General features: G+C 73.4%; 23 protein-coding genes. 7 read left to right on the top strand and 16 right to left on the bottom strand.

Annotation, left to right across the window (positions count from 1 at the left end; all coding sequences use genetic code 11):
* Positions 1–144: 144 nt before the first annotated feature.
* The 5 genes from ACF08F_RS27280 to ACF08F_RS27300 all read right to left on the bottom strand — a co-directional run bounded on the left by ACF08F_RS27280 (position 145) and on the right by ACF08F_RS27300 (position 3,690).
* Positions 145–534 (bottom strand): zinc ribbon domain-containing protein, encoded by a 390-nt coding sequence (locus ACF08F_RS27280; RefSeq protein WP_392301154.1) that lies wholly within the window; start codon positions 532–534, stop codon positions 145–147.
* A 192-nt stretch (positions 535–726) separates the two neighbouring features.
* Positions 727–1,434, bottom strand: a complete 708-nt coding sequence (locus tag ACF08F_RS27285) for a TetR/AcrR family transcriptional regulator (protein WP_392301155.1) — start codon at positions 1,432–1,434, stop codon at positions 727–729.
* 98 nt (positions 1,435–1,532) lie between these two features.
* On the bottom strand, positions 1,533–2,294 hold the full coding sequence (locus ACF08F_RS27290) for an SDR family NAD(P)-dependent oxidoreductase (RefSeq protein WP_392301156.1): 762 nt from the start codon (positions 2,292–2,294) through the stop codon (positions 1,533–1,535).
* 249 nt (positions 2,295–2,543) lie between these two features.
* Positions 2,544–3,014 carry a cyanase gene (gene cynS, locus ACF08F_RS27295; protein ID WP_392301157.1) on the bottom strand — a complete coding sequence of 157 codons (471 nt, stop codon included), beginning with the start codon at positions 3,012–3,014 and terminating at the stop codon, positions 2,544–2,546.
* 73 nt (positions 3,015–3,087) lie between these two features.
* A complete protein-coding gene (locus ACF08F_RS27300; RefSeq protein WP_392301158.1) occupies positions 3,088–3,690 on the bottom strand; it encodes a carbonic anhydrase in 603 nt (200 codons plus the stop codon).
* Positions 3,691–3,783: 93 nt separating this feature from the next.
* On the opposite strand from ACF08F_RS27300, the gene cynR reads away from it, so the two are divergent.
* Both cynR and ACF08F_RS27310 read left to right on the top strand, forming a co-directional pair.
* Complete coding sequence (gene cynR / locus ACF08F_RS27305; protein WP_392301159.1) at positions 3,784–4,704, top strand: transcriptional regulator CynR; 921 nt, start codon at positions 3,784–3,786, stop codon at positions 4,702–4,704.
* A 153-nt stretch (positions 4,705–4,857) separates the two neighbouring features.
* On the top strand, positions 4,858–5,421 hold the full coding sequence (locus ACF08F_RS27310; RefSeq protein WP_392301320.1) for a heme-binding protein: 564 nt from the start codon (positions 4,858–4,860) through the stop codon (positions 5,419–5,421).
* Between the two features lie 27 nt (positions 5,422–5,448).
* On the opposite strand, the gene ACF08F_RS27315 is transcribed toward ACF08F_RS27310, so the two are convergent.
* Positions 5,449–6,603 (bottom strand): acyl-CoA dehydrogenase family protein, encoded by a 1,155-nt coding sequence (locus tag ACF08F_RS27315; protein ID WP_392301160.1) that lies wholly within the window; start codon positions 6,601–6,603, stop codon positions 5,449–5,451.
* Positions 6,604–6,833: 230 nt separating this feature from the next.
* On the opposite strand from ACF08F_RS27315, the gene ACF08F_RS27320 reads away from it, so the two are divergent.
* The gene (locus ACF08F_RS27320; RefSeq protein ID WP_079037360.1) at positions 6,834–7,439 is read left to right on the top strand and encodes a TetR/AcrR family transcriptional regulator; all 606 of its coding nucleotides are present in this window, start codon (positions 6,834–6,836) and stop codon (positions 7,437–7,439) included.
* Positions 7,440–7,506: 67 nt separating this feature from the next.
* Entirely contained in the window at positions 7,507–8,817 is a 1,311-nt protein-coding gene (locus tag ACF08F_RS27325) for an ROK family protein (RefSeq protein WP_392301161.1), read from the top strand.
* A 183-nt stretch (positions 8,818–9,000) separates the two neighbouring features.
* On the opposite strand, the gene ACF08F_RS27330 is transcribed toward ACF08F_RS27325, so the two are convergent.
* From ACF08F_RS27330 to ACF08F_RS27350, 5 genes are all read right to left on the bottom strand, one after another.
* Positions 9,001–10,137 carry an XdhC family protein gene (locus ACF08F_RS27330; RefSeq protein WP_392301162.1) on the bottom strand — a complete coding sequence of 379 codons (1,137 nt, stop codon included), beginning with the start codon at positions 10,135–10,137 and terminating at the stop codon, positions 9,001–9,003.
* 41 nt (positions 10,138–10,178) lie between these two features.
* A complete protein-coding gene (locus ACF08F_RS27335) occupies positions 10,179–11,651 on the bottom strand; it encodes an NCS2 family permease (protein WP_358476854.1) in 1,473 nt (490 codons plus the stop codon).
* Between the two features lie 284 nt (positions 11,652–11,935).
* A complete protein-coding gene (gene pucD / locus ACF08F_RS27340; protein ID WP_392301163.1) occupies positions 11,936–14,323 on the bottom strand; it encodes a xanthine dehydrogenase subunit D in 2,388 nt (795 codons plus the stop codon).
* Between the two features lie 2 nt (positions 14,324–14,325).
* Positions 14,326–14,913: a (2Fe-2S)-binding protein gene (locus ACF08F_RS27345; protein WP_392301164.1), complete on the bottom strand. Its 588-nt coding sequence runs from the start codon at positions 14,911–14,913 to the stop codon at positions 14,326–14,328.
* 2 nt (positions 14,914–14,915) lie between these two features.
* Positions 14,916–15,806, bottom strand: a complete 891-nt coding sequence (locus ACF08F_RS27350) for an FAD binding domain-containing protein (protein ID WP_392301165.1) — start codon at positions 15,804–15,806, stop codon at positions 14,916–14,918.
* A gap of 301 nt (positions 15,807–16,107) precedes the next feature.
* Between ACF08F_RS27350 and ACF08F_RS27355 the strand changes: the two genes are divergently transcribed.
* Both ACF08F_RS27355 and ACF08F_RS27360 read left to right on the top strand, forming a co-directional pair.
* The gene (locus tag ACF08F_RS27355) at positions 16,108–17,805 is read left to right on the top strand and encodes a PucR family transcriptional regulator (RefSeq protein ID WP_392301166.1); all 1,698 of its coding nucleotides are present in this window, start codon (positions 16,108–16,110) and stop codon (positions 17,803–17,805) included.
* 358 nt (positions 17,806–18,163) lie between these two features.
* The gene (locus ACF08F_RS27360) at positions 18,164–18,952 is read left to right on the top strand and encodes a hypothetical protein (protein ID WP_189505092.1); all 789 of its coding nucleotides are present in this window, start codon (positions 18,164–18,166) and stop codon (positions 18,950–18,952) included.
* A gap of 118 nt (positions 18,953–19,070) precedes the next feature.
* Here the strand turns inward: ACF08F_RS27360 and ACF08F_RS27365 are convergent, their stop codons facing one another.
* The 5 genes from ACF08F_RS27365 to ACF08F_RS27385 form a co-directional block, all read right to left on the bottom strand.
* Positions 19,071–20,183, bottom strand: coding sequence for an ABC transporter substrate-binding protein (locus ACF08F_RS27365; protein WP_392301167.1), 1,113 nt, complete (start codon positions 20,181–20,183; stop codon positions 19,071–19,073).
* Positions 20,180–20,383 (bottom strand): hypothetical protein, encoded by a 204-nt coding sequence (locus tag ACF08F_RS27370; protein WP_392301168.1) that lies wholly within the window; start codon positions 20,381–20,383, stop codon positions 20,180–20,182. Before ACF08F_RS27370 ends, ACF08F_RS27365 begins: the two co-directional genes overlap by 4 nt.
* Before the next feature lie 253 nt (positions 20,384–20,636).
* Complete coding sequence (locus tag ACF08F_RS27375; protein ID WP_392301169.1) at positions 20,637–22,298, bottom strand: hypothetical protein; 1,662 nt, start codon at positions 22,296–22,298, stop codon at positions 20,637–20,639.
* Between the two features lie 125 nt (positions 22,299–22,423).
* Positions 22,424–23,074, bottom strand: coding sequence for a hypothetical protein (locus tag ACF08F_RS27380; protein ID WP_392301170.1), 651 nt, complete (start codon positions 23,072–23,074; stop codon positions 22,424–22,426).
* 59 nt (positions 23,075–23,133) lie between these two features.
* On the bottom strand, positions 23,134–23,943 hold the full coding sequence (locus ACF08F_RS27385) for a GntR family transcriptional regulator (protein WP_392301171.1): 810 nt from the start codon (positions 23,941–23,943) through the stop codon (positions 23,134–23,136).
* A 204-nt stretch (positions 23,944–24,147) separates the two neighbouring features.
* Here ACF08F_RS27385 and ACF08F_RS27390 point away from each other — a divergent pair, with 204 nt between their 5' ends.
* On the top strand, positions 24,148–25,023 hold the full coding sequence (locus ACF08F_RS27390; RefSeq protein ID WP_392301172.1) for a (2Fe-2S)-binding protein: 876 nt from the start codon (positions 24,148–24,150) through the stop codon (positions 25,021–25,023).
* The last annotated feature ends 68 nt before the right edge of the window (positions 25,024–25,091 follow it).

Consider the following 25,091-nt stretch of genomic DNA (forward strand, 5'->3'; position numbering starts at 1 on the left):
GGGGGGGGGGGGGGGGGGCCGGCGGGGGGGGGGGCCGGGGGGGGGGGGGGGGCGGCGCGGCGGCGGGGGGGGGGCGGGGGGGGGGGGGGGGGGGGCGGCGGCCCCCCCCCCCCCCCCACCGCCCCCTTCGTCGTACGCGTCGCGTCAGTACCAGCCGTCGAGCGGGACCTCTTCGCAGAGCCGGACGACCGGCCGGCGACCGGTCGTGCCGACGCCCGAGGAGACCTTCACCCGGACGCCGGGACGCACCGCGTGCAGCGGGCCGTCGACGCGGCAGCGGACCGTGAAGCCCTCCGTCATGTACACCGGCCAGAGGTCCGCGTCGGCCGCCGCGACCCCGCGTCGTACGGAGATCACACCCTCGCCCACGCTGAGTTCGGGCGCCAGCTCGGTCGACCCGCAGGTCGGGCAGAGCAGTCGCTGGAAGGTCGTGGTGTGGCACCAGCGGCAGCGCTGGAAGTAGAGCTCGGCGTCGGGGCCCGCCTCTTCGGCGGCCTTGACGGCGGTCCCGCTCCTCAGTCCGGTGTGGAACACGATGGGTTCTCCTTGCACTCGGCGGCTCGACCGTGCATGGAGCAAAGATATGGCACTGAGTGCCATCAAATAAAGACCTGAGTTCCCTCAATTCGAGATACCGGAATCCCTCACGAGGGACCCGGGATCCTGTCACGAGGGAAGCGGGATCTCCTCATGGGAGACAGGGGCCCCGCCCTCAGCCCTCAGCCCTCAGCCCTCGCCGAGGCTCGACTCCACCTCGCGCACCACGCGCCACATCGGGGTGGACCGCTTGGTGATGACCACCACGACGTCCTCGCTCTCCTCGGCCGGCGCGTCCGCCACCGCGGCCGGGCTCCAGGTCCCCCGGACGAACTCCAGGGCCTGGTCCACCTCCGCCAGCGGGTCGCCCTCGCCGCCCGAGCGCAGCCAGTGGCGCAGGGCGTGGTTGTGGGCGGCGACGACGGCCGCCGCGACCACGTTGGCGCGCAGGGTGCCGTCCCGGCGGTCGGCCCAGCGGGTGCGCAGGTAGTCGCCGAGGGTCTTCTCGTACCGCCAGACGACCGAGAGCTCGTACGTCCGCAGCCCGGCCACCTCGCGGGTGAGCCGGTAGCGCTGCACAGAGAAGGTCGGGTTCTCGGCGTACATCCGCATGACGAGCCGGGCGGCGTCGCAGACGCGGACGATGGGGTCGTCGGAGTCGGCGCTCGCGGCGAGGAAGCGGGTCATGTCGGCGAGGCACTGCTCGTGGTCGGGGAAGACCACGTCCTCCTTCGACGGGAAGTACCGGAAGAAGGAGCGGCGGCCGACGCCCGCGAGCGTGACGATGTCGTCGACGGTGGTCTGCTCGTAGCCGCGCTCCAGGAAGAGCTGGAAGGCCGCGGCGATGAGGGAGTCCCGCATCGCGGGCTTCGGAGAGTTCGTCGAGGCTGTTCCCATGGCCCGAACCTAACACCCGAACGACTCGATGCGGCACTTGGTGTCGGAGGATTCCGGCACCGAGTACCGCATCGAGGGTACGGAGGGTCAGGTCAGGGTCAGCGGGGAGCCATGCGCAGGGCGCCGTCCATCCTGATCGTCTCCCCGTTGAGGTAGTCGTGCTCGACGATCATCGTGACCAGCCGGGCGTACTCCTCCGGGCGCGCGAGGCGCTGCGGGAAGGTGACGCTCGCCGCGAGGCCCGCCCTGACCTCCTCGCCGAACCCGGCCATCATCGGGGTGTCGACGATGCCGGGCGCGACGGTGACGACCCGGATGCCGAACTGGGCGAGGTCGCGGGCCGCGGTGACGGTCATGCCCGCGACACCCGCCTTGGAGGCGGCGTAGGCGATCTGGCCGACCTGGCCCTCGAAGGCGGCGATCGAGGCGGTGTTCACGACGAGGCCGCGCTGTCCGTGCTCGTCGGGCTCGTGCCGGGCGATGGCCTCGGCGGCGAGCCGCATCACGTTGAAGGTGCCCAGCAGGTTCACGTCGAGGACCGTGCGGAACAGGTCGAGGTCGTGCGGCCCCTTGCGGCCCAGGATGCGGGCGGAGGGGGCGATGCCCGCGCAGTTCACGGCGAGCCGGAGCTCGGCGCCGTCGGCGTCGATCGCGGCCAGGGCCTCGCGCACCTGGCCCTCGTCGGTGACGTCCGCGACGAGCAGCCGCACACCCTCGGGCAGCGGCCCGGCGGCGGCGACGGCCTTGTCCAGGTCGAGACCGTAGACGGTGGCGCCACGGGCGGCGAGCGCGGCGGCCGTGGCGGCGCCGAGGCCGGAGGCGGCGCCGGTGACGAGAGCGGCGGAGCCGGCGATGTCCATGGAACTCCTCGTTCGTATCGTGCGGGTGGGACCCTGCCGCCGGGATGGCCGCCGGATCGGGCGCGTGCCCGCGGTGGACCGCGCGGTCCGCGCGATCTGCGCCGCCCACCATAGAACCGCAGGCAGCGCCCCCGGAAGCGGAACCAGGACATGCGCTGTCGGAGGCCGCCCGGTCGAGGACCTCCGCCAGGGCGCGAACGAGTGACGCGCGGGAGCGCGTCCTGGCCGCGGCGACGAGGCCGGGATCCGTCAGAAGGGCTTGGTCGGCAGGTACTTGCCGTCCAGCGTGATCACGGCGCGCTCACCGCCCTCGGGGTCGGCGACCTTCTTCACGTCCAGCCTGAAGTTGATCGCGGAGACGATGCCGTCGCCGAGCTGCTCGTGGACCAGGGCCTTCAGGGTGGTGCCGTAGACCTGGAGCATCTCGTAGAAGCGGTAGATCGTCGGGTCGGTCGGGATGCCGCCGTCGATCGAGCCCCGGGTGGGGATCGTGCGCAGCAGCCGTACCGCGTCCTCGTCCAGACCGAGGAGCTCGGCGACCGCCCGCGCGGACGCCTCCGGCAGCGGGTGCTGGCCGAGGACGGCGGCGGTGGTGTAGGCGACGGAGAGCTCCGCGGCCTCGGCGATCTGCTGCCAGGTCAGGTCCTTGACGGTCTTGGCCTCGACGGCGGCGACCGCGAGCTCGCGGCGGGCGGTGGGGTCGAACTGGGCGTGCGCCATGAGGAGTGTCCTTCTCTTCTGCAGGGGTTACGGGAGTGGGGGGTTACGGGAGTGGAGTGAGGGGTTACCCGGGTCAGGCGGCGGAGACGGCCGGGCGGGCGACGGTGTCGAGCTCCTCGACGGAGCCCGCCGCGATGTCGAAGACCCAGCCGTGCAGCCGTACCTCTCCCGCGGCCAGGGCGCGGGCGACGGACGGGTGGGTGGCGAGGTTGGCCAGCTGGGCGGCGACGTTCTCGCGCACCAGGGCGGCCACGTCGCCCTGGCGTCCGGCCGCGGCGGCGCGGGCCACGGAGGCGCCCGCGTGGCGCAGCCAGGCGGCGACGGCGGGCGCGGAGCCGAGGTCGTGCCCCTCGGCGAGCGCGGTCATCGCTCCGCAGGCGGAGTGCCCGCAGACGATGACGTCCCGGACGCCGAGGACCGCGACGGCGTGCTCGACGCCGGCGGCGACCGCGTCGGCGTCCGGGGTGTGGGCGGGGACGAGGTTGCCGGCGGTGCGGATGACGAAGAGTTCGCCCGGGTCGGTCTGGGTGATCAGCTCGGGGACGACACGGGCGTCGGAGCAGCCGATGAAGAGGGTTCGGGGACGGTGGACGGTGGCCAGGCGGGCGAAGAGGCCGGCCTTGGCGGGGAAGACCTCCCGCTGGAAGCGGTCGATTCCCTCGGCGAGGTGAGGCATGTCCTCACCCTGCACGAACAGGGGCTATAGCGTCCAAGACCGACCATCGATCTCTGCCATAGATGCCATCTATACGAGGTCTACACTCGCCCCATGCAGCCGGAACTCCGCCATCTCCGCTATCTCCTCGCCGTCGCCGAGCAGGCCAGCTTCACGCGCGCGGCGGAGGAGCTCCGTATCGCCCAGCCGACGCTGTCCCAGCAGATCAAGCAGCTGGAGAAGGCCCTCGGGGCCCAGCTCCTGGACCGCACGGGCCGGACCGTGCGCCTCACGGACGCCGGGGAGACGTACGCGCGCTACGCCCGGCGCGCGCTCCGGGACCTGGCGGCGGGCGAGCGGGCGGTGCTCGACGTACGGGACCTCTCGCGCGGCCACCTCCGGCTGGCGGTCACCCCCACCTTCACCGCGTACCTCACGGGTCCGCTCGTCGCCGCGTTCCACACGCGCCACCCCGGGATCACCGTGGAGGTGCGGGAGCTGACGCAGGACCGCATCGAGGCCGAACTCCTCGCGGACCGGGTGGACCTCGGCATCGCCTTCGAGGGCGTCCACCTCGCGGGCGTCGAGGCGACGGGGCTCTTCACGGAGACCCTCGGCCTCGTCGTCGGCCCGGCCCATCCGCACGCCGGCCGCACCGAGCCGCTGCCGGTCGACGAGTTGACCGATCATCAGCTGGCTTTGCTGAGCGGGGACTTCGCCACCCGCCGACATGTCGACACGTACGTGACGGAGCACCGGGTGGCGCCCCGGATCGTGGTGGAGGCCAACTCGGTCAGCGCGCTCACCGAGATCGTCCGGCGTACCGCCCTGGCCACGGTCCTCCCCGACGCCGTCACGCGCGACCACCCGCACCTGACGCCCGTCCCGCTCTCCCCCGCGCTCCCGTCCCGCGGCGTCGCCCTCCTGCGCCGGACCGGCGGCCACCGGAGCGCGGCCGCCGAGGCCTTCGCCGAACTGGCCGCCACGGAGGCCGTACCGGGCGGCGGGCCGGACCGGGATCATCCGATCGGTTGACCCGGGGGTCGGCCGTTGAGGCCGCCGGGTGCAGCCGGGACGCCGACGGGACGGGGTGCGCCACGACACCAGGATGGAAGGGAGAGCGGGCGTCGTCTCCCCGACGGCCCGCGCGATTCCCCGAGTTCACTGGAGCGGACCCCCATGAAGCACGTGAAGAAGGCCTCGACGCGCACCCGTGCCGTGACGGGCGGCGCACTCGCCGCGGCCATCGCGCTCGGCGCCTTCGGTGCCTACTCCGCCAACGCCACCGACGAGGACGCCGCCGCCCCGGCCGCTGCCGTCGCCAAGGCGGACGCCAAGAACAAGAACACCACCCGGTCGACGCACCTGACGATCGAGGCCGCCACCCAGGCCGCGCAGGCGACGCTGGACGCCGCCGAGAAGGAGAACCAGCGCGTCTCCGTCGCCGTCGTGGACCGCAACGGCAACACCGTCGTGACCCTGCGCGGCGACGGCGCCGGCCCGCAGTCCTACGAGTCCGCGATCAGGAAGGCGTACACCGCCGTCTCCTGGAACGCCCCCACCTCCGAACTCGCCAAGCGCCTCGCCCAGGCCCCCAACCTCAAGGACATCCCCGGCACCCTCTTCCTCGGCGGCGGCGCCCCCGTCACCGCCAAGGGCGCCCCCATCGCGGGCATCGGCGTCGCCGGCGCCCCCTCCGGCGACCTGGACGAGAAGTTCGCCCGGGCCGGCGTCGCCACCCTCGGCAAGTAGGTGACGGCGCCGCCCAGGAGAGGCGGGTTACGCCGTCGGCCGCGCCAGGCCCCGGCTGATGACCAGCCGCTGGATCTGGTTCGTGCCCTCGAAGATCTGCATGATCTTCGCCTCGCGCATGAAGCGCTCCACCGGGAAGTCGCGGGTGTAGCCGTAGCCGCCGAGGACCTGGACCGCGTCCGTGGTGACCTTCATGGCCGTGTCGGTGGCGATGAGCTTGGCCGCGCTGGCCTGGCGGCTGAAGGGGCGGCCGAGGTCGCGGCGGCGGGCCGCGTCCAGGTAGGTGGCGCGGGCCGCGTCGACCGCCGCGGCCATGTCGGCGAGGAGGAAGCCGAGGCCCTGGTGGTCGACGAGCCGGCGGCCGAAGGTGGTGCGCTCGTTGGCGTACTCGACGGCGGCGTCCAGGGCGGCCTGGGCCAGGCCCGTCGCGCAGGCGGCGATGCCGAGGCGGCCGCTGTCGAGGGCGCTGAAGGCGATCTGGAGGCCCTGGCCCTCGGCCCCTATGCGCCGGTCGGCCTCCAGGAGGGCGCCGTCCCAGTACGCGGAGGTGGTCGGGACCGCCTGGAGGCCCATCTTGCGCTCGGGCAGGCCGAAGCTGAGTCCTTCGGCGGCGCCGGGCGCGAGGAAGCACGAGATGCCGTGGCTGCCGGGCGCGGTGCGGGCGAAGAGGGCGTAGAAGTCGGCCTTGCCGCCGTGGGTGATCCAGGCCTTGGTGCCGGTCACGCGGTAGCCGCTGCCGTCCTCCTGGAGCTCGGCCTTGCAGGCGAGGGCGGCCGCGTCCGAGCCGGCCTGCGGCTCGGAGAGGCTGTAGCCGCCGATGGTGCGGCCCTCCAGCATCGCGGGCAGCCAGCGCTCCTTCTGCTCGGCGGTGCCGAAGGTGTGGAGCGGGTGGCAGGCCAGCGTGTGGACGCTGGTGGCGACGGCGACGGCCGCCCAGCGGGCGGCGAGCTCCTCCAGGACCTGGAGGTAGACCTCGTACGGCTGGCCTCCGCCGCCGTACTCCTCCGGGTAGGCGAGGCCGAGGAGCCCGGCCTCGCCGAGGGTGGTGAAGAGACCTTCGGGATAGGTCTCGGCGGCCTCGTGCTCGTTCACCCGCGGAGAGAGCTCCTTGTCGGCGATCTCCCGGGTGAGGGCGATGAGGTCCGCCGCTTCGGGGGTGGGAAGCAGGCGGTCGACATCCATGGCGACTCCAGCGGCGCGCAAAGTGGTACTGGGGCAGGTACTGCAGTACCGCTCAGCGTAGCGCAGACGGGTTCGCACGTAACCCCCGCGCCGTGTCCGCCGCGGCGCCCCGGCCCTCCCACACCCCCCGACCCGCACCGCCCCACGCGTCGAGCCCCGCACCGAGCTCGACCGCCCCGCCTCACCAGGGCTCAAGGCCCCGGCAGGAGGCGGCCTGGAATACTGGCGGGGTGATCGAGACCACCTCCGCCGACGCCCCGAAGCTGACGGGCCGCGGGGCGGCGCGCCGCTCCGCCCTCTTCGAGGAGCTCGTCGCGCTGCTCGTCGGCGAGGGCTTCGCCCGCCTGACGCTCGACGACCTGGCCGCCCGGCTGCGCTGCTCGAAGCGCACGCTGTACGGCCTGGCCGGCAGCAAGGAGCAGCTCGTCCGGGCGGCGGTCGTGCACTTCTTCCGGCGGGCCACGGCCCGGGTCGAGGCGGTCCTCGCCGCCGCGACGGACCCCGCCGAACGGCTGGCGGCCTATCTGCGCGCCGTCTCTGCCGAGCTGGCGCCGGTCTCGCCGCAGTTCTTCGACGACGTGGCCGCCTTCGAGCCGGCCGCCGAGGTGTACGAGCGCAACACGCGCGCGGCGGCCGGCCGGGTCCAGCAGCTCATCGAGGAGGGCGTGCGCGCGGGGGTCTTCCGGGAGGTGCACGTGACCTTCGCGGCGGACGTGATCTCCTCGGTGATGGTCCGCATCCAGCGGCGCCAGGTGGCCGCGGCGACCGGTCTGGCCGACGCGGAGGCGTACGAGCAGCTGGCGGAGTTGCTGCTCAGCGGCCTGCGCAGGACCTGAGGCGAAGAGGCCACGTGCGAGAGCGGTATGTTTCGGCTCCGGCCGGACGAGTCCACCAGGGGGCCAAGTGACCACGCGGAACGGTCGCACGGTGCGTGACCTGCGGCGCGAGAACCGCACCGCCGTCCTGCACCGTCTGTACTTCGACGGGCCGATGAGCCGCTTCTCGCTGGGGCCCGCGACCGGACTGAGCTCGGGCTCGGTCAGCAACGTGGTCGCCGAACTCCTCGCGGAGGGCCTCGTGGAGGAGGCCGGCAGCGTCGACTCGGCCGGCGGCCGGCCCCGTATCCTCCTGCGGATCACTCCGGGCAGCGGCTGCATGATCGGTGTCGACGTCGGCGAAACCCGGGTCAGGGTCGAGCTTTTCGACCTCATGCTCACCGAACTGGCCCGCGCGGAGCGCCCGTTGGCGGTCGAGGGCTCTCCCGCCCACGAGCGGTACGAGGTCGGGCTGGTCGTCGGTCTCGTCCGCGACGCGGTCGCGGAGGTGCTCCGGGCGGCGGACGTCCCCGCCGAGCGGCTCCTCGGCGTCGGGGTCGGGGTGCCCGGCATCGTGGCCCGTACCGCCGAGGGCGGTGCCGTCGTGCACGGGCAGACCATCGGCTGGGACGCCGTCCCGCTGGAGCGGCTGCTGCGCGAGGCCGTGGAGCTGCCGGCCTCGGTCCCGTACCGGATCGACAACGGCGCCAAGACGCTCGGCCAGGCGGAGATGTGGTTCGGGGCCGGGAGGGGCGCGCGGAGCGCCGTCGTCGCGCTCTTCGGCTCGGGCGTCGGCGCCTGTGTGGTGACGGACCCGGTGGGTCCGGGACGCGCGCTCGAATGGGGCCACCTGACGGTACGGGTCCGGGGGCGCCGCTGCCGCTGCGGCGCCCGGGGCTGCCTGGAGGCGTACGCGGGCGCGGGCGCGCTGCTCGACCGGTGGCGCGAGGCGGGCGGGGCCGTACCGGCCGGGGAGGACGAGGAGACGGCGCTGACCGCGATGCTGGCGGCCGCGTACCCCGCCGACGCGGGCGGGACGCCGGACGCGACGGCGCTGGGCGTCCTGGAGGAGACCGCCGAGTACGTGGGCGCCGGCTTCGCCGACCTGATCAACCTCTTCCAGCCCGAGCGGATCCTCGTCGGCGGCTGGGCGGGCCTCCAGCTCGGGACCCGCTTCCTGGAGACGGTCAGGGGGCACGCGAAGGAGTACGCGCTGGCGTACCCGGCGGCGCGGGTCGAGATCGCGATGGGGACGCTCGGCACCGACGCGGTGACGGTCGGTGCCGCGATCCTGCCGCTCGCCGACTTCTTCGCCCGGGGCGGCCGCCGCGCGGACCCGGACCCCACGGAGGAGGAGCCGGCCTGGGCCCCGACCGTACGGGGGCGGGAGGCCCGCTGACCGGGGGTCGCCTCAAGGCACCCGAAGCGTCCGAAGGACCGAAGGACCCGAAGGACCAGAAGGACCCGAGGAAATCCGCAAGAGCCCGGAGCCGCCCGGAAATGCGCCCGGAGCGCCCGAAAGCGCTCGGAAGACGCTCGAAGCGCCCCGGATCCCCGGGGCGCCCCGGATGCTCGACGCCGCTCAGGCGACCGAGCCTATGCGGCCGTCCGGCTCGCGCGGGCCGTCGTGGTGGATCGGGGTGTGGGCGCCGGTCAGGGAGGCGCCGCTGCCGCCGCGGCGGTTGGCGACGATCTCCGCGCCGATGGACAGGGCGGTCTCCTCCGGCGTACGGGCGCCGAGGTCCAGGCCTATCGGGGAGCGCAGCCTGGTGAGTTCGAGCTCGGTGACGCCGACCTCGCGCAGGCGCTTGTTGCGGTCCTCGTGGGTGCGCCGGGAGCCCATCGCGCCGATGTAGGCGACGGGAAGCTTCAGGGCGGCCTTGACGAGCGGCACGTCGAACTTGGCGTCGTGGGTGAGGACGCACAGCACGGTGCGGCCGTCGACCTCCGTCGACTCCAGGTAGCGGTGGGGCCACTCGACGACGATCTCGTCGGCCTCGGGGAAACGGGCGGGCGTCGCGAAGACGGGCCGCGCGTCGCAGACGGTGACGTGGTAGCCGAGGAACTTGCCGACGCGCACGAGGGCGGAGGCGAAGTCGATGGCACCGAAGACGATCATGCGGGGGGCGGGGACGGAGGACTCGACCAGGAGGGTCAGCGGCTGTCCGCAGCGGCTGCCGTCCTCGCCGATCTCCACGGTGCCGGTGCGGCCCGCGTCGAGCATCGCGCGGGCCTCGCCCGCCGCGGTGCGGTCCAGTTCGGGGTGGCCCCCGAGCTTCCCCTCGTACGAGCCGTCGGGGCGGACCAGGAGGGCCTTGCCCATCAGGTCGTCGGGACCCGAGACGATCCGGGCCACGGCCGCCGCCTCCCCAGCGGAGGCGGCCGCGAGCGCGGCGGGGTAGACCCCGCCGCGGACCGGGGTGACGAGGATGTCGATGATGCCGCCGCAGGTCAGGCCGACCGCGAAGGCGTCCTCGTCGCTGTAGCCGAAGCGCTCGACGACGGTCCTGCCGTCTTCGAGGGCCTGCTGGCAGAGCTCGTAGACCGCGCCCTCCACACACCCTCCGGAGACCGAGCCGATCGCCGTGCCGTCGCTGTCGACGGCGAGGGCGGCTCCGGGCTGCCGGGGTGCGCTGCCGCCGACGGCCACCACGGTGGCGACGGCGAACGTGCGTCCCTGCTCGACCCACCGGTGCAGCTCTTCGGCGATGTCCAGCATTTCGGTCTCCTTGGGTGTGTGCGGAGGGCGACGGTACGTCGTCAGCTGACGCCCAGCCAGCCTTCGATCGGGTGAAGGGCGAAGAACACGATGAAGATCGCGGTCAGGCACCACATGAACGCGCCGACCTCGCGGGCCTTGCCCTGCGCCACCTTGATGACGGTGTAGGCGATGACGCCGGCGGCGACACCCGGAGTGATGCTGTAGGTGAACGGCATCAGCACGACGGTCAGGAAGACCGGGATGGCGACGGAGCTGTCGCCCCAGTTCACGTGCTTGGCGTTCATCATCATCATCGCGCCGATGACGACCAGGGCGGCGGAGCCGACCTCGCGGGGCACGATCTGCGTGAGCGGCGTGAAGAAGAGGCAGGCCGCGAAGAACAGGCCGGTGATGACGGAGGAGAAGCCGGTACGGGCTCCCTCGCCGACGCCGGTGGCGGACTCCACGAACACGGTCTGGCCGGAGGCGCCGGAGACGCCGCCGATCGCGCCGCCCGCGCCGTCGATGAACAGCGCCTTGGACAGGCCCGGCATGCGGCCCTTGTCGTCGGCCAGGTTGGCCTCGGTGCCGACGCCGATGATGGTGGCCATGGCGTCGAAGAAGCCGGCGAGGACCAGGGTGAAGACGATCACGCCGACCGTGATGTAGCCGACGTCGCCCCAGCCGCCGAAGTCGACGTCGCCGAAGAGCGAGAAGTCGGGGGCCGAGACCGCGCTGCCCTTGAGCTCCGGCGAGCCGTTGGCCCAGGCGCCCGGGCCCTTGGCCGGGATGTCGGCGACCGCGTTGACGATCAGCGAGATGACCGTGCCGGCGACGATGCCGATGAGGATCGCGCCCGGGATCTTGCGGGCCTGGAGGGCGAAGATCGCGAGGAGGGTGACGGCGAAGATCAGTACGGGCCAGCCGACGAGTTCACCGCCGGAACCCATGGTGATGGGCGGGCCGAACTGCGGGCCGGCGCCGACGAAGCCGGCCTTGTTGAAGCCGATCAGCGCGATGAAGAGGCCGATGCCGATGGTGATGCCGTGCTTGAGCGCGAGGGGGATCGCATTCATGATCATCTCGCGGAGACCGGTGACCACCAGGAGGCAGATCACCAGACCGTAGACGACGCACATGGCCATGGCCTGCGGCCAGGTCATCTGGGGCACGACCTGGGTGGCGAGCACACCGGAGACACTGAGGCCGGCCGCCAGGACGAGCGGGACCTTGCCGATGAAGCCCATCAGCAGGGTGGTCACCGCCGCCGCGAGGGCGGTCGCCGTGATGACGGCGGAGGAGCCGAGGACGTTCTTCTCGACGTCCGGGCCTCCGAGGAGGATCGGGTTGAGCAGGAGAATGTACGCCATCGCCATGAAGGTGGTGACGCCGCCGCGGATCTCCGTCGCGACGGTGGATCCTCTCTCCGAGATGTGAAAGTACCGGTCGAGCCAAGAACGGCCGGCGGGGACGTTGGAGCCGGAGCCCGCGTCCTCCGATGCGGTCTTGGGCTCCACAGACGACTGGGTCATGGGGCCTACTCCCAAGGTTCAAAGGGGCACCCGCATCAGACTTCGAAGGGATTCTGATCTGGTGAAGCTGCGGGATTTGGGATGCTGCGTGGGCTGCACGACCCGGGGGACGGCCCGAGGCGAACGGAGTGAAACGGTCTTGCTGGGTACTACGGGGGACTGCTGGGGTACTGCGGGGTGGTGCCGGTACTGCGGGTGGTGCTGGTGTTGCTGAGGGGTTACTCCGGGCGGTGCGGGCGGTGGAAGTGTGACGTTCCTGGGAGGCACGCACCGCCCGGAGAGTCCTAGAGGGTGCCGGTGAGCGCCTCGGGGCGGACCGGCGTCTTGTTGAGCTCCAGGCCCGTCGCCGCCCGGATCGCCGCGAGGACGGCCGGGGTGGACGACAGGGTCGGGGCCTCGCCGATGCCCCGGACGCCGTACGGCGCGTTGGGGTCGGCCAGCTCGAGGTAGTCGACCGGGATGGTCGGCGTGTCGAGGATGGTCGGGATCAGGTAGTCCGTGAAGGAGGGGTTCCTGACCTTCGCGGTCTTCGGGTCGACGATGATCTCCTCCATCACCGCGACGCCCAGGCCCTGGGTGGTGCCACCCTGGATCTGGCCGATCACGGAGAGCGGGTTGAGCGCCTTGCCGACGTCCTGGGCGCAGGCCAGTTCGATGACCTTGACCAGGCCGAGCTCGGTGTCGACCTCCACCACCGCGCGGTGCGCGGCGAAGGCGTACTGGACGTGTCCGTCGCCCTGGCCGGTGACGAGGTCGAAGGCCTGGGTGGGACGGTGCCTCCACTCCTCCTCCACCTCCACGGCCTGGTCCTCGAGGACGTCGGCGATGGTCGCGAGGGCCTCGCCGCCGTCGGTCACGACCTTGCCGCCCTCCAGGAGGAGTTCGGCGTTGGCCCAGGCCGGGTGGTACGAGCCGAACTTGCGCCGGCCGATCTCCAGGACCTTCTCGCGGACGATCGCGCAGGAGTTCTTGATGGCGCCGCCGGTCATGTACGTCTGGCGGCCCGCGGAGGTCGAACCGGCCGAGCCCACCTGGGTGTCGGCGGGGTGGATCGTGACCTGCTGGACGCCGAGCTCGGTACGGGCGATCTGCGCGTGGATCGTGACGCCGCCCTGGCCGACCTCCGCCATGGCGGTGTGGACCAGCGCGACGGGCTCGCCGTTGATGACCTCCAGGCGGATCTTGGCGGTCGAGTAGTCGTCGAAGCCCTCGGAGAAGCCGACGTTCTTGATGCCGACCGCGTAGCCGACGCCCCGTACGACGCCCTCGCCGTGCGAGGTGTTGGACAGGCCGCCCGGCAGCGCGCGGACGTCCGCGCCCTCGCCGGCGGTCTCCCACTGGCGCTCCGGCGGCAGCGGGCGGGACTTGACGATGCGGAGCAGCTCGGCGACCGGGGCCGGCGAGTCCACGACCTGGCCGGTCGGCATGATCGTGCCCTGCTCCATGGCGTTGAGCTGGCGCAGCTCCACCGGGTCCATGCCCAGCTTGGCCGCGAGCTTGTCCATCTGGGCCTCGTAGGCGAAGCAGGCCTGGACCGCGCCGAAGCCGCGCATGGCGCCGCAGGGCGGGTTGTTGGTGTAGAGGCCGATCGCCTCGATCTCGACGTCCTCGATGACGTACGGGCCGACCGAGAGGGAGGAGGCGTTGCCGACGACCGATGCCGTGGACGACGCGTAGGCGCCGCCGTCGAGCACGATCTTGCACTTCATGTGCGTGAGCTTGCCGTCCTTGGTGGCGCCGTGCTCGTAGTAGAGCTTCGCCGGGTGACGGTGGACGTGCCCGAAGAAGGACTCGTACCGGTTGTAGACCATCTTGACCGGCTTGCCGGTGCGCAGCGCGAGGATGGAGGCGAGGATCTGCATGGAGATGTCCTCGCGACCGCCGAAGGCGCCGCCGACGCCCGCCATGGTCATGCGGACCTTCTCCTCGGGCAGGCCGAGGCAGGGCGCGATCTGCTTGAGGTCCGAGTGCAGCCACTGGGTGGCGACGTAGAGGTCGACGCCGCCGTCCTCGGCCGGTACGGCGAGGCCGGACTCGGGGCCGAGGAAGGCCTGGTCCTGCATGCCGAAGGTGTACTCGCCCTTGACGATCACGTCGGCGCGCTTGGCGGCCTCGGCCGCGTTGCCGCGGATGATCGGCTGGCGGTGCACGATGTTCGGGTGCGGGACGTGACCGGAGTGGTGGTCGTCGCGGTTCTCGTGGACCAGGATCGCGTCCGGGGCGAGGGCCGAGGCCTCGTCCGTGATGACCGGGAGCTCCCGGTACTCGATCTGGATCTTGGCGGCGGCGCGGCGGGCCGTCTCCGGGTGGTCGGCGGCCACGAGGGCGACCGGCTCACCGTGGTGGCGGACCTTGCCGTAGGCGAGGACCGGGGTGTCCTGGAACTCCATGCCGTAGTTCTTCGCGGCCGGCAGGTCCTCGTGGGTCAGGACGGCGTAGACGCCGTCCATCGCGAGGGCCTCGGAGGTGTCGATGGACACGATCTCGGCGTGCGCGACGGTGGAGCGGAGGATCTGCCCCCACAGCATGTCCTCGTGCCACATGTCCGAGGAGTAGGCGAACTCGCCGGTGACCTTGAGGGTGCCGTCTGGGCGGAGCGTGGACTCGCCGATGCCGCCCTTGACGTGGTTCTGGGTGACGTCGCGGGGGATGCCCGTGGTGGTGCCAGCCATGATCAGACCGCCTCTCCCTGACGGGCGGCCGCGAGGCGGACCGCGTCGAGGATCTTCTCGTAACCGGTGCAACGGCAGAGGTTGCCGGAGAGCGCCTCACGGATGTCCGCGTCCGACGGGGACGGGTTGCGCTCCAGCATCTCGTCGGCGGCGACCAGCAGACCGGGGGTGCAGAAGCCGCACTGGACGGCGCCGGCGTCAATGAACGCCTGCTGGATCGGGGAGAGTTCGACGCCCTCGCCGGTCTGCGAGTCCTGACCGGGCTTCGCCTCCCACTTCTTGGCGGCGTCGAGCGAGGTGCCGCAGGCGCCGGTGGCGCAACCGGCGTGCTCCGCACGCTCCTTGGCGAAGTCGGCGAGGCCCTCGACCGTGACGACCTCGCGGCCCTCGGCCTGGCCGGCGGCGACGAGGCAGGAACAGACGGGCACGCCGTCGAGGCGGACCGTGCAGGAACCGCACTCGCCCTGCTCACAGGCGTTCTTGGAGCCGGGGAGGCCCAGCCGCTCACGCAGGACGTAGAGGAGGGACTCGCCCTCCCAGACGTCGTCGGCTTCCTGGGGACGGCCGTTGACCGTGAAATTGACGCGCATGGTTATGCAGCTCCCTCAAGCGTGCGGCCGCTTCCGCGGTACTGCTCCCAGGTCCAGCCGAGCTGGCGGCGGGCCATGATGCCGACGGCGTGGCGCCGGTACTTGGCGGTGCCTCGGACGTCGTCGATCGGGTTGGCGGCGGCCGAGCAGAGATCGGCGAACTGCTTGGCGACCGACGGGGTGATGATCTTGCCGTTGTCCCAGAAGCCGCCCTCCTCCAGAGCCGCGTTCAGGAAGGCCTCGGCCTCCTTGGCGCGGATGGGGGTCGGCGCGGCCGAGCCGATGCCGGTGCGCACGGTCCGGGTCTCCGGGTGCAGGGCCAGGCCGAAGGCGCAGACGGCGATGACCATCGCGTTGCGGGTGCCGACCTTGGAGTACTGCTGGGGGCCGTCCGCCTTCTTGACGTGGACGGTCTTGATGAGCTCGTCGGGCTGCAGCGCGTTGCGCTTCACGCCCGTGTAGAACTCGTCGATCGGGATGAACCGGCTGCCGCGGACCGACTCGACCTCGACCTCGGCACCCGCGGCGAGCAGGGCCGGGTGGGCGTCACCGGCGGGCGAGGCGGTGCCGAGGTTGCCCCCGACGCCGCCGCGGTTGCGGATCTGCGGGGAGGCGACCGTGTGGGAGGCGAGCGCCAGACCCGGAAGCTCGGTCCGCAGGTTCTCCATGATCTGGGTGTACGGGACGGACGCGCCGAGGCGGACGTTCTCCTCCCCGACCTCCCACTCACGCAGCAGCTCGATACGGTTCAGATCCAGGAGGTACTCGGGGCGCCGGTGGTCGAAGTTGATCTCGACCATGATGTCGGTGCCACCCGCAATGGGCACGGCCGTGGGGTGCTCGGCCTTGGCGGCGAGCGCCTCCTCCCAGCTGGCGGGGCGAAGGAAGTCCATGGTGGCTCTCTTCTAGTGATGATCGGGGGTCGAACAGATGGGCCCGGGGGGACGGCCGGCCCTCGACGTCATGTTCATGTGCTGTTAACGCGGTGTGTGGCCTAGTACACAAGCCCACCTTCGCCCGGGTGCAGTCACCGAAAACATGAAGGAGTTGGCTGGGTCCCGTTGTCGTCTTGTAGATTCGAACGAAAGGCGGGAAACAGAAACCTCTCCGTTTTCCCCTGGAAACGGTGGCACCACGCCACCGTCGACAACGCGACACCCACGATCACCCACTCGAAGGAACGGCGGCGACACGATGCGGCTGCGCGCACTGCTGGAGAACGACGCGCTGGGGCTGCGCCTGCTCGGCGGCGAGGACGAGCTGGACCGCACGGTCCGCGGCGTGATGACGACGGACCTCAAGGATCCCAGCCGTTACCTTTCCGGCGGCGAGCTGGTGCTCACCGGCCTCGCCTGGCGGGCGGACCCGTCCGACGCGGAGCCCTTCGTCCGGATCCTGGCCTCGGCCGGGGTGGCCGCCCTGGCGGCGGGCGAGGCGGAGCTCGGCGACATCCCCGACGATCTCGTACAGGCGTGTTCACGCCATCGTCTGCCGCTCTTCGCGGTGAACGAGTCCGTTGCGTTCGCGACGATCACCGAGCACGTTGTTCGACAGGTGTCCGGCGAGCGGGCGGGCGACCTGGCCGCCGTCGTCGACCGGCACCGGCGGCTCATGACCTCCGGTCCGGCGGGCGGCGGCCCCGAGGTCGTCCTCGACCTGCTCGGCTCCGACCTGGACCTGCGGGCCTGGGTCCTCTCCCCCACCGGCCGCCAGATCGCGGGCGCCGGGGAGCCCCTGGAGAGCGGCCTCGCCGCGACCCTGGCGGGCGAGCACCTGGCCGCGACCCGGACCGGCCGACGCGGCCCGCACCGGCTGAGCCTGGCCGGATCCACGTACTCGCTGTTCCCGATCCGCAACACCGGCCGGGGCCCCGCCCCCGCCTCCCGGGACGTGCGCGAGACGGTCCTGTCGGACTGGCTGCTCGCCGTCGAGGCGGACGCCGGGGACTGGCCCGCCGCCCGTCTGGACCTGCTCCAGGGCGTCACGCAGCTGATCGCCGTCGAGCGGGACCGGCGCGACGCCGCCCGCACGGTACGGCGCCGGCTCGCCCAGGAGGTCCTGGAGCTGGTGCAGACGGGCGCCGCGCCCGCCGAGATCGCGGCCCGCCTGCGGGTCGCGGCCCCGGTGCTGCTGCCCGGGCTCGGCACGGCCCCGCACTGGCAGGTCGTCGTGGCCCGCGTCGACTGGGAGCAGGAGGCCGGCCAGGGCACCGCCGTGGACGCCGGCCCGGTCGCCCAGGCGCTCCTGGAGGAGATCCTGGTCGACCCGGCGACCGTCGGGGCCGAGTCCGCGGACCGGATCGCCGTCGCGCACAGCGGCGACGAGGCGATCGCGCTGGTCCCGCTGGCCGCCGCGCCGCTGCCGGACAGCGAGGACGAGGGCCCGGCGCCGGCGCTCGGGCTCCACGCGGACGCGCTGCTCGCCGCCGTACGCGCCCCGCTCTCCTCCGGCCTCGCCGACGACGGGCGGCTCACGCTCGGCGTCAGCGCGGCCGTGCACTCGGCGGAGGGCCTGCGCGGGGCCCTGGAGGAGGCCAGGCACGCCCGCCGGGTCGCCGCGGCCCGTCCGGGCCGGGTCTGCGCCGCGGGCCACCACGAGCTGGCCTCGCACGTCCTGCTGCTGCCGTTCGTGCCGGACGACGTCCGCCGGGCCTTCACGGCCCGCCTGCTCGACCCGCTGCGCGACTACGACCGCCGCCACCGCGCGGAGCTCATCCCGACCCTGGAGGCCTTCCTCGACTGCGACGGCTCCTGGACGCGCTGCGCCACCCGGCTGCACCTGCACGTGAACACGCTGCGCTACCGGGTGGGCCGGATCGAGCAGCTCACGGGCCGCGACCTCTCCCGTCTGGAGGACAAGCTCGACTTCTTCCTCGCGCTCCGGATGAGCTGACCGGGGGACCGTCCCGAGGGGGATCGAGGACCGCGCCAGGGGCGCGTCAGGGGGGCGCCCGGAAGCTCGGGGCGCCCCCCTAGTTCACTCTTTCGGAGGAGTCCGAGCGAGTGACATCCGGGCTGGTGGCGGCCCGTCGGCCGGAGCGGCCGAGGGGCCGTACGGGGCCCTGATCCCGGGCCCGACAGCGATCTGACGGGGTGTCGGCCGCCGCCCCGACGGCTCCGCCCGCACGCCTCGGACTCTTGTGAATTCTTTCACCTGACCCCTTGGCCAGGTGCTGCCCTTCGTGCTGAGATGCGGGTCTACTCAACAGCTCAATGGCGCGCTCGGGGAGGGCAATGTGGCGGATACCGCCATGTCTGGTTCCGAATCAAGGGGTGGCGAAGATCCGTCCCTCGCCTACGGCAAGGAGACTCCCGTGGAGACCGCCATATGGCGTCTCCGCTCCCGAGGTTGCTGGACGGACGCGGCAGCGCTGCTCGCTCCGTACGCGACCGAACCGGCCGCCGCGCTCGAACGGGCGGCCCTGCTGATCGAGCGCTGCCTCTACACCGAACAGGGCTGGGCGGAAGCCGAGGAGGCCCTGCGGGCCGCCGAGGCGGTCGCCCGTACCGACGAGGAGCGCGGGGCCGCGGCCTGCGAACGCGGCTATCTCGCCTACGCGTCCACGCTTCTCGGGGTACGCGACCGGGCCGACGAGGCCCGGATGGCGCTGGGCAGGGCGGCGGCCCTCATCGGCCCCTCGGCCGGCGGGCGGCCGCTGCTGGACTTCCGGCGCGGCCTCATGGCCCAGAACCTGGGCGACTCCCCGCAGGCGGCCCGCGCCGCGTACCGCAGGGCGCACGCGGGGGCGGCGGACCAGGGGGACTCGCTGCTGCTCTCCTCCACCTGGCGTCATCTCGCCGGACTCGCCCTGCGGGAAGGCGAGTTGGCGGAGGCCCGGCACGGCTTCGCCGAATCGCTCCGGATCCGCGAGGAGTTGGGCTACCTGGTGGGCACGGCCCCGGCCCTGACCGCCCTCGCGGACACGGAGACGGAGCCGGAGGCGGGCCGGCTGCGGGCGGAGGCGAGGCGGCTCTTCCGGCTCCTCGGCGGCGTGCCGACCTGGCTGTCGGCTCAACTGACCCCGCGTACGGTGACCTGAAATCGTCGACGAGAACGCCAAGGTGACGTTCCGCGCGCTCTGATGAGATGTGCCCTCCGCGCCCTCGGGCCGGGGGGCACATCGCCGTCGCGGCGGGCACCGGCCGCCGTGTGCGTACTCAGCCGGTACGGAGGACCCTGAAGCGACCGGGTTCCGCCGGGTCCCGGTCGGCGACCTGGACGGGGGACCACGTCCACTGCCACACCCCGATGCCGGGCGTCCGGGAGAAGCGGATCGGTCCCCGGGTGCCCTCGACCGTCACGTGCGGCCACGCGGCGGCGACGGCCGACCGGTCCGTGCCGTGGACGCGGAGCGCCTCGGCGAGGACGGTGACGGTGTCCCAGCCCTCGAAGGCGACGAACGAGGGCTCCTCGCCCAGCCGTTCGGCGAGCTCCTTCCCCACGCGCTCGCCTAGCGGGCCGAGGTGTTCGGGCAGGTAGCGCAGGAACGGGATCCCGGCGCCGTCCCCGCCGAGCAGCCCGGCCCATTCCGCGAACTCCGGCTGTCCGGCCGGAGCGCCGACGAGCAGCTCCGCGAGGCGCGGGTCGCTCCGGACGGCCCGCACGAACGGCACCGCGGGTTGCGGGTGGCCGACCAGCAGGAGGAGCGCCGTCGCGCCGTGCCCGACGAGGGCCTCGCACAGGGCCTCGGGGGTGTGCCCGTTCGCGTCGAGTTCGACGACGGTGCCGCCGCGGGGGGTGACGTGGTCCCGCAGGACGCGGGTCCCGGTCGCCCAGTAGACGCTCGGCTGGGTCACCACGGCGATCCGCCGGTGGCCGAGCCCGAGGAGGAGGTCCGCGTAGACGCGCCAGCCGCGGGACTGGGCCGGGGCGAGGCGCGCGACCCATTCCGTCGGCTCGTCCGTGAGCGCATCGAGCACGGCGGACGAGCAGAGGTAGGGCACGCGGAGCGCGTCGGCCCGGGCGGCGGCGGCGCGGGCGACGACGCTGTGGTACTCGCCCGCCAGGGCGGCCACGCCGAGGCCGGCGAGTTCGTCCACGGCCGCGGCGGCGCGCTCCGGATCGGCCGCGGTGTCGCGGACCACCAGCTCCAGCGGCCTGCCGCCGATCCCGCCGGTGTCGTTGACCTCGCGGACGGCCAGTTCGAGACCGGCGAGCAGATGCCGGCCCGCCCCGACCCAGCCGGGCCGGGTCAGCGGGACCAGGGCCCCGAGGCGGACGGGCGCGTCCGGCGCGTTCGCCGAACCGGACGGCGATGTCGACGTGTTCACCGCGACGGCTCCTGGTTCCGGTCGAGCGGGGCGTCGGGCGAGGCCTGGAGGAAGTCGGGCCACTCCAGCGTCGCCGGCACCGCCCGAACCTGCCGCTCGGCCGCGAACTCCCCTCCGGGAAGGGCTGGTTGGGTTCCTGCCCCGACGGCGGCCGCGGCCGACAGGGCTGCGGCAGGGACGAGACGGAGTCGTCGCTTCACGGGTTCGCTCCCCGGGTTCGGGGCCCGCCTCGGCACGGGCCTGTGCGGCAGGATCACCCGGGGAGCGGACAGATGGCTAGGGCGTGTTGCGAAAGTAGCGCCGGCCGCCCGAAGGGCGGGCCCGACGGCGTCTGGTGCGTGCGATCGCAAGGCGGAGGGTCGCCCCGATACTGGACGTATCGGGGTGATCCCGACAACGCGGCGAGCGTGCGTGCCAGGCGCCGTCGGGCAGGCGGGACTTTCGCAACACGCCCTAGCGACTTTGCCCCTCGGGGCGCGGGGGCGTGGTCCGGGAGCGCGGTGCGAGGCACACCAGGCTCTCGTCCGTGCCGACGAGCAGCGCGCCCGCGCCGGTGACCGCGACGGCGCGGATCGGCGGGCCCGGGCGGAAGGAGAGCGTCGCGCCGCCCTCCGGGCGGTGGAGTTCGACGAGGCCGTCGGCCCAGGCCGCGGCGACCAGGGGACCGTGCGGGGTCTCGGTCGCGTGCAGCGAGACCACCGGGGAGCGGCGCTCCGCCAGTGGTTCGGGGCGCGGGTCACGGCCCGGCGTCCAGAGCCGTACGGTCCCGTCGGCGCCGCCGGAGCACACGAACGGGGTCTCGGAGTCGACGGCGGCGACCGCCGTGACGCGGCCGCTGTGCGAGGCCGCCTGGTGCAGGCCCGTGAGGCCGAAGGCGTGCACGGAGCCGAGCCGGTCCCCCACCACGACGGAGCCCGCGATCGCCGCGAGGGCCGTGCCGGGGTGGCGGGCCAGGGTCTTCGAGACGGCCTCGGTGAGCCTCTCCAGGTACGGGGCCCTGGGCACCGTCCCGCGGACGGAGTGCAGCCTGCCCCGGTCGTCCAGGAGCAGCACCGTGCCGTCGGGGGCGGGCGCGAGCGCCGTGACCCGGCCGGGGACGGTGTGCGGGAGGCGCCCGGCGGAGCTCGCGTCGGCCTCGTGGAGCAGTCGGACGGTGCCGGTGCGGTCGCCGACGAGCAGGGTGCCCTCCAACGGGCCGCCCGCGGCGCCGAGTACGGCGACGGGTCCCGGCCAGGCCGGTGCGAGGTCGCCGCGGTTGCGGGCCCAGCGGAGCCGCCAGGCGGTGTCCTCGGCGAGCTCGGCCAGGGCGGGCCGCAGCCGGGGGTCGGCGCCGTCGCCTAGCGCGGCGAGGAGCACCAGCGCGCGCTGCGCCGGGGCCTGTGCGCGGCAGAGGGACTGTCCGGCCCGCAGCCAGGCGGTCCTGAGCCCGCCGTGGTCGTCGACTCCGGCCTCGCCGGTGCCTTCACCGGTTCCGGTGACGTACGCCGTGGTGACGAGCAGCGGGTCGGCGGCGCACACGGCGAGCGGGTCGGAGAGGTCCGGCAGCGGGCGCGGGGGCTTCGCGGGGGCTCCGTCGGCGGGGGCGGGCTCGCCGTCCAGGTCGACGACGGCCGCGCGGCGCTCGGCGCGCAGCGTCTCGGGAGCCGGGCTGTCGGTCCGGGCCTCGACGACGAGCCGGACACGGCCCGTTCCGGCGAGTTCGCCGACGAGCGACGTGAGGGCGGCGGGCTCGGCGGCGGCGTGGAGGTCCGTGAGGAGGAGGACGGCCCGGCCCGAGGGCCGTGCCTCGCTGGTGGCGAGGGCGTGGACCAGTTCGTCGGGGGACCTCGCGACCACGCCGAGGAGGTCGGCGATCGTCCAGGTCGCGCCGAGGGCGCTCTGGCCGGCGAGCGGGACGAGCACCCGGGGCGTGCGGCGCCGGCCGCCGGCGCGCGGGCCCTGGCCGGCGAGCCAGTCGAGGAGCGCCGTCTTGCCGCTGCCGGGGGCGCCGGTGACGAGGCAGAGCCGGGGCGCCTCGGGGTCGGTGAGCCAGCCGAGGAGGGCCGCGGCCTCGGCTTCCGTACCGGTGACGGCTCGGCGCCCCTCCCATGCCGGGGGTGGGCTCGCGGACGGCATGGGACACCTCACGGGCGACGCGGTACGGGCGGCTGTCGCCCCTGACTTTAGTGGGCGGGGCCCCCGGTGACCGCCCCGTCGCGGGGACGGCCTTCCGGGAGCTTCCGGGAGGTTCCCCGGGGCGGTCAGGCGTCGGGGTCGCCGCCCGCCGCGACGACCTTGAGCCGGCCGACCTGGACCTGGGCGGCGCCCTCCGCGCCCTCGCGTCCGAAGTCGTTGGTGATCACATAGGAGAGCACGGTGCCGATGCGCATGTAGACGCCGACGAAGTCGTTCCTCTCGATGGCGAAGGACTCGTCGGCCCCGCCGCTCTCGACCTTCACCGGCGTGTAGCGGCCTGACGGGCCGTCGAACTCCTTCTTGCTCTTCTCCAGCGTCTTCAGTACGGCGGCGGCTTCCTCCTCCGTGCCGAACGAGACGAGCATGAAGGTGACCCCCTTGTCCGAGCTGGAGCTGACCAGGGCCAGGTCCTTCATGCTGACGATCTTCCCGCCGGGGCATTCCACCTCCAGCCTGTCGATGCAGAGCTCGGAGGCCTCCGTCCCCTGCACCAGATCCGGATCACCGGCGCCGAACGTGCCGCTGGTCAAGTCGGAGGAGTGCGGCAGGGCGTTGATCATCCCGGCCTCGTCCAGCGAGACCGGCGGCACCTTCTGCTCGCCCTCCGAGATGCCCGAGATCGCGTCGTTCCCCACCGGGTCGGTTCCGCCGCCGCATCCCGCGAGTGCGGTCACCAGCACCGCCGCGACCGCGATCCCCCGTACGCCCGTCCTCATCCCGACTCCCCGTGTGACTCGACCGGTTGACATGATCGTCAACTCTAGCGGGGAGTGGCTCAGGCGTTCGATCCGGCGAAGTGCTCGCGGACGAGGGCCTCGACGACCGGGAGGTCCTCGGCGATCAGGGCGTCGAGCAGGGCCGTGTGCTCGGCGGCGTCGGCGACGAGCTCGCCGTGGCGGAGGGCGGGCGCGCTGATCAGCGGCCACTGGGAGCGGCGGTGGAGGTCGTCGGCGACGGCGAGCAGCGAGGCGTTCCCGGCGAGGGAGAGGACGGCGCGGTGGAAGGCGCGGTCCGTCTCGGCGTAGTGGGCGCGGTTGCCCCGGGCGGCGGCCGTCGCGGTGGCCTCGGCGAGGGGGCGGAGCTCGACCCAGCGGGCGGCGGGGACCGTGCGGGCGAGCCGCAGCATGACGGGGACCTCGATGAGCGCGCGGACCTCGGCGAGCTCGGCGAGCTCGCGCGGGGTGCGCTCGGTGACGCGGAAGCCGCGGTTCGGGACGACCTCGACGGCCCCCTCGACGGCGAGGCGCTGCATGGCCTCGCGGACGGGGGTGGCGGAGACGCCGAAGCGCTCGGCGAGGGCGGGGCCGGAGTACACCTCGCCGGGGACGAGCTCGCCGCCGACGAGGGCGGTGCGGAGGGCTTCGAGGATCTGGTCGCGGACGGAGTGCCGCTGGACGACACGCGGGGCGGGGGCGCGCCCGGCGGCCGGGCCGGGGGCGGTCTCGCGGCGCGGTGCCGCCGGGTCGCCGTGGGTGTGCTCGCCGTGGGTGTGCTCGCCGCGGGCCTGTTCCGGTACGCGTGCGGCGTCGCCGCAGGGCGGGCACGGCCTGTCCGTCGCCCGCTCGCGCGCTGCGCCCTGCTCCACCCGGGTCCTCCTGCGGCCTCGTGCCGGGCCCGGCTCGCGATACCCGGGTCCCCTGTGCACCATAGGCGAACGGACCGACATTTGGGGCACCGGGTGTCGATCCGCGGGACCCGCGCGGGACCGCGGTCCGTACGGTGGTGAGAGGCGATCGAGATTCGGGTAAGGTAAGGCTAACCTGTTAACGATCGCGATTCGGTGGTCCGCATGACCGTCCCCGCACTGCTGTCCGCACCCCTCGCCTCCCCCGTCGCGGCCTCCTACGCCCGGCTCGCGGAGGTCTTCTCCGGCCTGCGGATAGAGGAAACGGCCGGGGACGAACGGCTGCCGCGCGGCGCGGGCTGGGTGGGGGCCGAGGAGCTCGCGGCCGGCGGATCCGCCCTCGACGCCTTCCTCGCCTGGGACAACGCCCAGGTGCTGCGCGACTACGGCACCCAGGCCCGCCCCGACGTCGTCGCGAGCTTCGGACTGCACCGCTACGCCTGGCCCGCCTGCCTCCTGGTCACCGTCCCCTGGTTCCTGCACCGGCGCGTGCCCCGGCTGCCCGCCGCGAACGTGTCCTTCCAGCGCGCCCTCGGCCGCATGTCCGTCCGCGTCGAGGAGTTCGCCTGCCTGCCCGACGACCCCGCGGCCGGCCTGCCCGGGGCCCGCGTCGTCGCCGACGAGGAGGCGCTGCGGACCGAGGTGCGCGCCTCGCTCGCCGAGCACTTCGAGGCGATCCTCGCCGGCTTCGGCCCCCGGATGAAGCGCGGCCGCCGGGCCCTGTGGGGCATGGCCACGGACGAGATCGTCGAGGGCCTCTGGTACATCGGCGCCCTGCTCGGCGAGGAGGAGCGGGCGATGGCCGAGCTCGACCTCCTGCTGCCGGGGACCACCGTCACACGCAAGCAGCACAAGCCGTACGCCGGCTCGGCGGGTTTCCGCGAGCTCGCGGGCTCCGAGGGCCCGGACGGCGCCCCGCGCGCCACCCGCGACCGGGCGACCTGCTGCTTCTTCTACACGCTGCGCCCCGAGGACACCTGCCTCACCTGCCCGCGCACCTGCGACACGGAGCGCGTCCGTCGTCTGGCCGCGACCGCCTGAGGCTCCCGGGTGATTACGCCACCCGCACGGGTGGCGTCAATCGAACTCAACTCCCCTTCCTTGCACGG

Origin of the sequence: Streptomyces sp. NPDC015130, assembly GCF_043080005.1 — a bacterium.
In the GTDB taxonomy this organism is placed as follows: Bacteria; Actinomycetota; Actinomycetes; order Streptomycetales; family Streptomycetaceae; genus Streptomyces.